Source organism: Catenibacterium sp. (genome assembly GCF_052354645.1).
GTDB classification, from domain to species: Bacteria; Bacillota_I; Bacilli_A; order Erysipelotrichales; family Coprobacillaceae; genus Catenibacterium; species Catenibacterium mitsuoka_A.
In genome coordinates this window covers 1-9,066 of record NZ_DAWDDM010000062.1, presented here as the reverse complement: position 1 = coordinate 9,066, position 9,066 = coordinate 1, and the positions used below count along the sequence as shown (strand labels likewise).

Below are 9,066 nucleotides of genomic sequence, written 5' to 3'. Positions count from 1 at the left end.
GATCCATCACATATCTTAAAGACTGCAGATAACTTCTGGGAAATTGGTGCAGGACCTGGTGGACCAGATAGTGAAATCTTCTATGACCGTGGAGAAAAATATGACCCAGATCATATCGGTGAAAGACTATTCTTTGAAGAAATGGAAAATGACCGTTATGTAGAAATCTGGAATATCGTATTCTCTCAGTTTGATTGTGATCCTACAATTGATCGTAAAGATTATAAAGAATTACCACATAAGAATATTGATACTGGTATGGGTCTTGAAAGAATTACTTCAATCATCCAGGAAGGTGAAACAAACTTCGATACAGACTTATTCTTACCGATCATTCATGCAGCTGAAGAACTAGCTGATGTGAAGTATGCAGAAGATAAAATGGCTTATAGAGTTATTGCCGACCATATCCGTACTGTTACATTCGCATTAAGTGATGGTGCTATGTTTGACCGTGCTGGACGTGGTTATGTATTAAGAAGAATTTTAAGAAGAGCTGTTCGTTATGGTAAAAACATTGGTATCGATAAGCCTTTCTTATATACTTTAGTAGATGTTGTAGTAGATAACATGAAAGAATTCTATGATTATCTTCCAGAAAAAGCAGAATTCGTTAAGGAAGCTGTTAAGAAAGAAGAAGTGGCATTCCATAAGACATTATCTCAGGGTGAAAAGAAGATCAAAGATGTTATTGCACACTCTGATAATAAGGTAATTGATGGTTCTACTGCTTTCATGTTATATGATACATATGGTTTCCCATTAGAATTAACTATTGAAATCGCAGAAGAATCTGGATTCACTGTTGATAGTGAAGGATTCCAGGTAGAAATGAAAGCACAGCAGGATCGTGCTCGTGCAGCCCGTGGTGAAAGAGAATCAATGGCTTCTCAGAAGATTGATTTAATGGATTTCACTACACCTTCTACTTTTGTTTATGACACAGCACCTTGTAAGACTACAGTTATAGGTTTATTCAAAGATGGAGAAAAGGTGGATGAACTTTCTGATGAAGGTGAAATCATCGTTGAAACAACTAACTTCTATGCTGAAATGGGTGGTCAGTGTGCAGATACAGGTTCTGCTCATTCAGATCAGTTTGATGCAGAAGTCACTAATGTATTAAAGGCTCCTAATGGTCAGCATTTACATTATATTAAATTAACGAGTGGCAGCGTACATGTAGGTGATACTGTAGAACTCACAGTGGATACAGCACGTCGTGCATTAATTGAAAATAACCATACAGCCACACATTTATTAGATGCTGCATTAAAGAATGTCTTAGGCGCACATGTTGGTCAGGCTGGTTCTTACTTAGATGAAAACAGATTACGTTTTGACTTCACTCATCCATCAAAGATGACAAAAGAAGAATTAACAGCTGTAGAAGATATGGTCAATGAATATATCTTCAAGGGTGTTGATGTAGATGTTAAAGAAATGCCTAAGGAAGAAGCCATCAGTGCAGGAGCAACAGCTTTATTTGATGAAAAATATGGTGATGTTGTAAGGGTTGTACGTGTAGGTGACTTCTCAGTAGAATTATGTGGTGGTACACATGTTTCTAATACTGCAAAGATTGGTTTATTCAAGATTGAAATGGAAACTTCAGTTGGTTCTGGTGTAAGAAGAATTGAAGCTGTTACTAACTTAGCTGCTTATAAAGCATTAAGAAAATCTGAAGAAACTTTAGAAGAAGTAGGTACAGTACTTAAGGTAAATGATTTCAATAAGATCGTAGAAAAAGCTGAAAGCACAATGACTACACTTAATACAATGAAAAAAGAAATCGAAACATTAACTAGTAAGTTAAATGCTTTAGAAGCAAAGAACCAGGCTTCTCAGGTTGAAGAAGTGAATGGTGTGAAGTTCCTTTATACTCATGTAGAAAAAGATAATGCAGCCGCTAAACAGATGGCATTTGATTTTAGAGACCAGTTAGGTAGTGGTGTTGTAGTAGTAACTAGTACATTTGAAGGTAAGAATTCTTACTTTGTAGGTATTACTAAAGATCTTACAAATACATATAAAGCAGGTGTCTTAGTAAAGGCTATGAATGAAGTTCTTGATGGCCGTGGTGGAGGAAAACCTGATTTCGCTCAGGGTGGTGCACCAACACTAGATAAGATTGATGAAGCAGTTGCTGCAGTGAAATCTAAATTGTAAAAAATTTGAATTTTATCTTCGTTTATACTAAAATAAGTGATATAGGGAGGGTTCATTATGGCACAAGATTATACACAGACAAGAGTATTTAACTCAGAAGATCTCAAACGAGAAGTAATTAGAAACAACTTAATGACAGTTGCTGAGGCTTTAGAAGAAAGAGGATATAATGCAGTTCACCAGATTGCAGGTTATCTTATTTCTAATGATCCTGCTTATATTTCAAGTCATAAGAGTGCAAGATCTATTATTCAGCAAGCTGATCGTGATGAAATTATTGAAGAACTTGTAAAGTTCTATTTGGAGTCTAAATAGTGGAAAAGATATTAGGACTTGATTTAGGATCACGTACTTGCGGTGTTGCGATAAGTGATACATTAGGAATGCTTGCACATGGTGTAGAAACTTATCATTTCAGCGAAAACGCATATAAGAAATGTGCTTATCATATCAAGAATATCGTAGAAGAGAATAATATTCATACAATTGTCTTAGGATTACCTAAGCATATGAATGGTGATCTTGGTGAACGTGCACAGATTTCTATTGATTTTAAAGAACGTTTAGAGAAGATGATGGATGTTGAAGTTATTCTTGAAGATGAAAGATTAACAACTGTTATTGCGACAAATAATCTTATTTTTGGTGATGTTTCAAGAAAGAAACGTAAACAGGTTGTTGATAAGATGGCAGCAGTTGAAATTCTTCAGGGGTATCTTGATAAGATAAGGAGATAAGCAATGGACGATAATAAAATTGTGATTACCGATAATAACGGGGAAGAAAATGTGTTTGAAATTCTTTTCACTTATGAAGATGAAGAGAATGGAAATAAATATGTCATGTATTATAGTGAAGAAGATGATGAGCAGATCTTTGCATCTCGATATGATGGTGATAATCATCTATATGATATTGAAGATCCAGCTGAATGGGAGCGTCTAGAAGAAGTTCTAGAAGACTTCAATATGCATGATGAAGAAGAAACAGATGATAAATGTGATGGCTGTGTATGCGAAGATGGGAACTGCGTCACAGATTGTTCTGAATGTGATAAGAACTAGGTAACAACCGTTACCTAGTTTTAGTAAGGAGATTATTATGGGACTTTTTAGTAAAACAAAAACAGTAGATATTTTCTTTGTGGGCAGCGAAGGAACAGATCTTGATCGTGGTATTTATGCATTCTATCTTAATGTAGATAATGGAGAAATCATCAAGAAATCATTCGTTAAGTCTCTAGCTAGCCCTCTCGCAATGAATAGACAAGGACGTTTCATGTATTTAACTTACCGTAATGGGACAGGACGTGCTCAGGATGGTGGTATCTGGCAGTATGCCTGCATGGAAACTCAGTTAGGACTTGCAGCAAGAATCGGTAATGAAGGACGTACATATATCCAGACTGTCTTAAATAAAGATCGTGATTATGCTTATGCGATTGATTATTATAATGGTGAAGTAGTCACTATACCAATTAAGACTTCTAAAATCATTAGAGTATCAAAAACAGTAAAGTTAGATGGTCATAGTATTGATCCAGTCAAACAAACTGAATCTCATCCTACATTTATGACATTCACTCCAGATAATACAAAACTTATTGTCACTGATTTAGGTGGTGATGAAGTCATCTTCTTTACTGAAGGTGAAAAGGGTGAACTTACTAAGGATGAAGAATTATCATTTAAGTTAAATCCTGGAAGTGGACCATTAAAACTTGTTTATTCTAGTAACCGTAAATTTGCCTATATCCTCAATCAAATCTCAAGCACTATTACATGTTATGCTGTAAAGCATAATAAGTTTACTTTAGTAGATGAAGTGATGACTTATTCTAAGGATGAATATGATGGTGTCAATACACCAATGGATATGGTTATTACTGAAAATGGACGTTTTATCTTTGTGATCAATAAAGGTGATGATACAATTGTCGCCTTTGAAAGAGATAAAGAAACTGGAAAGCTTACAAGAGTGGATTGTATGGAAACAGATGAAGGACCTAAGTCTCTACTCTTATTTAGAGATAAGTACTTACTTGTTGCGTGTAAACAGGGTGGATCACTTGAAAGCTTTGAAATCAAAGAAGATGAAAAGCGTGCTGTTTTATATGAAACACATTATCAATTCACAATCCATGCCCCAGTATGTATGGAAAAAGGTACAGAAAACTTACGTGTAGTTAAATAAGGCATTTTCATGCCTTATTTTTTTATGGTAATTATCGGGTTAATTCTATATAATGGTTAAGGAAAAGGAGGATGTATGTATGAAGAAAAAAATCATAGCGGCAGTCCTTGTAGTTGTACTATTAATAGGTGGTACAGGCTTATTTTATATAAGTGGTATAGGACATGTCTCTTCTAAAAGTGAAGTGGTACAGATCACTGTAAAGAAAGGTGAAAATGCCTATACAGTTTTAAATACATTAGATTCAAAAGGATTGATAAAAAATAAATTGGTAGCTAAGGTTTACTTAAAGATTCATAAACCTTCAGTTGTTTCTCAAACTTACAATTTGAATAAGAACATGTCTCTTTCAAAGATGTATAGCATCATGTCAAAGATGAACAGCTCTTATGTTGTGAAGTCTTCCTTAACTATCCCTGAAGGAATTACTATTCCTCAGGCAGCTAAAAAGGTTGCAAATGTAACTGGTAAATCAGAACAAGAAGTATTGGATAAATGGTCTGATCAGACTTATTTAAAAGAACTCATTTCTAAATATTGGTTCTTGACAGATGACATTCTTCAAAAGGGTATTTTATATCCATTAGAAGGTTATCTCTATCCTGAAACATATGTACTTTATGATAAATCTACAACAATAGAACAAGTCACAACAGAAATGTTGGATTATATGGATCAACAATTAACACCTTATAAGGATTCAATGACTAAGCTTGGCTATACACCTCATCAATTCTTAACATTATGCTCAGTCGTAGAAAGAGAATCTTTATTTGATAAAGACCGTCCAGCCATTGCGGGTGTATTTATCAATCGTTTAAAGACTGGTATGAGATTACAGTCAGATATTACTGTCAACTATGCATTAAATAGAACAGGTGTCAAAGTCACTACTAAGATGACTAAGACTGATTCTCCTTATAATACATATAAATATGCAGGACTTCCTATTGGTCCTATTGCATGTGTCCCACAAAAGACTATGGATGCAGTCGCAAACTATACACCATCTGATTGTTTATTCTTCTTTGCGAAGAAAGATGGGACTGTTATCTATTCAAAGACATATGAAGAACATCAAAAAGCAGTAAAGGAGAATAAGTGGTATTAATGAAATCATTTTATGAATTAGAAGAATATGCACTTGTGAAAGATGTGCCTATTATGCAAAAAGAAGGTATTGAATACCTTATTGATGAATTGAATAAGAGAAATGCAGAATCTGTATTAGAAATTGGAAGTGCCATTGGGTATTCATCTTTAATGATGGCGACTCATGTCAAAGGTCTTCATGTTGATACAATTGAAAGAGATGATACACGATATCAAGAAGCAGTTGTAAATATTCACGATTTTAATCAGGAAGACAACATTACAATCTATCATGAAGATGCATTAGAGTTTGATAATACATTGTTGGATCATGCGCCTTATGATTGTCTTTTTATTGATGCAGCTAAAGCGCAGTATCAGCGTTTCTTTGAGAAGTATGTTCCTTATTTAAAGGAAGATGGTTTTGTGTTAGTGGATAATCTAGATTTCCATGGTATGATTTTTGATATACCAAATATAAAAAATAGAAATACACGTGCTCTTGTAAGAAAGATCAAACGTTTTAAAGACTGGATCTTCTCTAATGATGAATATGATGCACATTATGTGCAGGTAGGTGATGGTCTATGTATCATTACTAGAAAGGATCAAAATGAAAATCGCAATTAATTTAAATGATCGTGGATATCTTTATGATTATATTGATATGGGTGTTTCTTTGATTATGGCTGGTTCAGATTATAGTGTTTTGACACCGGTGAAGTTTTCTATTGAGGAACTGAAAGAAATCAAAGAACAGGCAAAAGAACTCTATGTTTATGTGAATGCTATGTATGATGAACATGATCTAGAAGGATTAGAAAAGCATATTGATGCGTTACATGATATTGGAATCAATGGATTAATTTTCCAGGATTTTGGTGTATTACGTATGGTGAATCAAAAGGGTTATGGTTTTAAGATGATTTATCATCCTTTAACTCTTAATACCAATTCAAGTACACTGAATACTTTATCTCATTATGGTATTTCTGGTGCTTTTGTTTCTAAAGAAATCTCTTTAAAGGAACAGCTAGAAATACGTAAAAATTGTGATATGCCATTATTTGTATTAGGTCATGGTGTACAATATATGATGATGAGTAAGAGACATTTGATCTCTAATTATGAAAAAGCAAGCAATACAACATTAAGCCATAATAAAGACGCTCTCACAATAAATCCACGTGGACAGGATTTCCCTTGTCATATATATGAAACAAGTCGTGGAACGGCTGTATTCAGCAAATCTAGACTATATACATTGCATTTATTCAATACATTAAAGGACTTTGATTACCTTTATATTGAAACAATGTTTATGGATTCAAGAGAAGCAGTAGAAGTCACTAGTATGTATTGTGCTTGTCTCCATGCATTAGAAACAGGATTATATGATAAAGAAGTAAAAGAATATCTTCCTTTATTAAGAAAGATTTCTAAACCTCTTGATCGTGGTTTCTTATATGATGATACAATTTATCGTCTTGAAGATGTAAAGAGGAGGGATCTAGAAGATGCAGCCAATAAGTAAGATTGTTGATGGTCGTCGTGTGATTGTGAAAAAACCAGAATTACTTGCCCCTGCAGGAAACCTAGAAAAGCTTAAAACAGCTATTATTTATGGTGCAGATGCAGTATTTATTGGTGGTAAGGAATTCTCCTTACGATCACAGGCATCTAACTTCTCTATCGAAGATATTAAAGAAGCAGTACAATTTGCGAATCAATATGGTGCTAAAATCCATGTTACATGTAATATCATCCTTCATCATGATAACCTAGAAGGTATTAAAGAGTACTTACAGGCATTAGATGATGCAGGGGTTACAGCCATTATTGTCGCAGATCCATATATTATGAATCTTGCGAAAAGTATGGACTTAAAGCTAGAAGTACATGTCTCTACACAGATGTCAGTCACTAACTCATCTGCCGTTAAATTCTTTGAAGATATGGGAATGGACAGAGTAGTACTAGGTCGTGAAACAACTTTTGAAGACTTGAAGGACATTAGAAAAAATGCCCCTGATATTGATTTAGAATATTTCATACATGGTGCTATGTGTATTTCCTATAGTGGTCGTTGTATGTTATCTAACTACTATTCTAGACGAGATGCCAATAGAGGTGGCTGTTCACAAAGTTGTAGATGGTATTATGATTTAGAAGAGAATGGACAATCTATTAATGAAGATTTTCCATTTACTATGTCTTCTAAGGATATGTGTCTCATTCATCATATTGGTGAATTAATAGAATGTGGTGTGGATTCATTCAAGATAGAAGGGCGTATGAAATCTGTCCACTATATTGCGACAGTTGTATCTACTTATAGAAAACTCATTGATACATACTGCGCTGATCCTGATCACTTTACAGATTCAAAGAAATATGAAGATGAACTACAAAAAGCAGCCAATAGAGCATTCTGTCATGGATTCTTTTATGATAATCCAGGTGTAGATGAACAGCTTTATAACTTAAGAGATGAACATCCTACACAGGAATTCGTTATGCGTGTTTTAGGTTATGATCAAGATTCTAAACGAGCTAAAATTGAACAGCGTAACTATTTCAAGGTGGGAGACAAGATAGAAATATTCTCTCCTAGTCATTCAAATATTTATTTTACTGTTGATAAGATTTATAATGAAGATAATGAATTGGTGGAAGTAGCAAACCATCCAATGGAAATACTTTATGTAGAAATTGATTATCCAGTATTAGAGAATGATATGGGAAGGAAGGTAAACCATGGAAAATAAAGCTGTCATTATTGGAATTGCAGGTGGAAGTGCTTCTGGTAAGACTTCTATCGCACAATCTATCTATGACCGTTTTAAAGGCAGTCATAGAGTAAAAATCATTAAACAAGATGATTACTACAAAGATCAAAGTGATAAGACAATGGAAGAAAGAGTAAAAACTAACTACGATCATCCATTTGCTTTTGATAATGATCTTCTAGTATCAGATTTAAAGAAGTTAAAAAAGAAAGAAAGAATTGAAAAACCTACTTATGATTATTCAAAGCATACAAGAAGTGATATTACAGAAGTTATTGAAGATCGTGATGTTATTATTCTAGAAGGTATCTTTGTCTTAGCAGAAGAAGAGGTAAGAGATCTTTGTGATATATTGATTTATGTGGATACAGATGCAGATATCCGCTTTATCAGACGATTAAGAAGAGATGTAGAAGAACGAGCAAGAACTGTTGATTCAGTTTGTAACCAGTATTTAGAGACTGTAAGACCAATGCATGAACAGTTCATTGAACCATCTAAGAAATATGCACATATTATTATTCCTGAAGGTGGGACTAATACTGTTGCGATTGACTTATTGATTACAAAAATAAGTAGTATTCTAGGCGATTAAATCGTTCTTGTCTAATTAAAATATGTATGTTATTAATTAGTGGCGAAAAAACCATAGGCTTATCTATGGGATGAAAGCCACATAATTAAAAGAATTAATATTAATAGAATCAAAGTATTGAATAGTGGAATCAAAATCGCATAAAATAAACATCAGGGAGATTGATTACACTCCCTTATCGAAAGATAGAAATTTACCGTTAATGTGGTCGTTGGACTGCTTGGTAAT

The 9,066-nt window shown here is 33.9% G+C and carries 10 protein-coding genes; all 10 read left to right on the top strand.

Going from position 1 to position 9,066, the window contains the following annotated elements:
• The coding region (alaS, locus tag ACT8VG_RS04300; RefSeq protein WP_444195271.1) for an alanine--tRNA ligase at positions 1-2,169 on the top strand (2,169 nt) is incomplete at its 5' end.
• A gap of 57 nt (positions 2,170-2,226) precedes the next feature.
• Complete coding sequence (locus ACT8VG_RS04295) at positions 2,227-2,484, top strand: IreB family regulatory phosphoprotein (protein ID WP_006506263.1); 258 nt, start codon at positions 2,227-2,229, stop codon at positions 2,482-2,484.
• Positions 2,484-2,906 carry a Holliday junction resolvase RuvX gene (ruvX, locus tag ACT8VG_RS04290; RefSeq protein ID WP_006506262.1) on the top strand — a complete coding sequence of 141 codons (423 nt, stop codon included), beginning with the start codon at positions 2,484-2,486 and terminating at the stop codon, positions 2,904-2,906. Before ACT8VG_RS04295 ends, ruvX begins: the two co-directional genes overlap by 1 nt.
• Before the next feature lie 3 nt (positions 2,907-2,909).
• On the top strand, positions 2,910-3,233 hold the full coding sequence (locus ACT8VG_RS04285; protein ID WP_444195270.1) for a DUF1292 domain-containing protein: 324 nt from the start codon (positions 2,910-2,912) through the stop codon (positions 3,231-3,233).
• A 37-nt stretch (positions 3,234-3,270) separates the two neighbouring features.
• Positions 3,271-4,362 (top strand): lactonase family protein, encoded by a 1,092-nt coding sequence (locus ACT8VG_RS04280; RefSeq protein ID WP_195920565.1) that lies wholly within the window; start codon positions 3,271-3,273, stop codon positions 4,360-4,362.
• 79 nt (positions 4,363-4,441) lie between these two features.
• Positions 4,442-5,473: an endolytic transglycosylase MltG gene (mltG, locus tag ACT8VG_RS04275; protein WP_217106008.1), complete on the top strand. Its 1,032-nt coding sequence runs from the start codon at positions 4,442-4,444 to the stop codon at positions 5,471-5,473.
• On the top strand, positions 5,473-6,084 hold the full coding sequence (locus ACT8VG_RS04270; protein ID WP_117459201.1) for an O-methyltransferase: 612 nt from the start codon (positions 5,473-5,475) through the stop codon (positions 6,082-6,084). The genes mltG and ACT8VG_RS04270 overlap by 1 nt, the downstream gene beginning before the upstream one ends.
• Positions 6,068-6,988 carry a peptidase U32 family protein gene (locus ACT8VG_RS04265; RefSeq protein WP_444195269.1) on the top strand — a complete coding sequence of 307 codons (921 nt, stop codon included), beginning with the start codon at positions 6,068-6,070 and terminating at the stop codon, positions 6,986-6,988. The genes ACT8VG_RS04270 and ACT8VG_RS04265 overlap by 17 nt, the downstream gene beginning before the upstream one ends.
• A complete protein-coding gene (locus tag ACT8VG_RS04260; protein ID WP_217106010.1) occupies positions 6,972-8,222 on the top strand; it encodes a peptidase U32 family protein in 1,251 nt (416 codons plus the stop codon). The genes ACT8VG_RS04265 and ACT8VG_RS04260 overlap by 17 nt, the downstream gene beginning before the upstream one ends.
• The gene (gene udk / locus ACT8VG_RS04255; RefSeq protein WP_006506255.1) at positions 8,212-8,838 is read left to right on the top strand and encodes a uridine kinase; all 627 of its coding nucleotides are present in this window, start codon (positions 8,212-8,214) and stop codon (positions 8,836-8,838) included. The genes ACT8VG_RS04260 and udk overlap by 11 nt, the downstream gene beginning before the upstream one ends.
• The last annotated feature ends 228 nt before the right edge of the window (positions 8,839-9,066 follow it).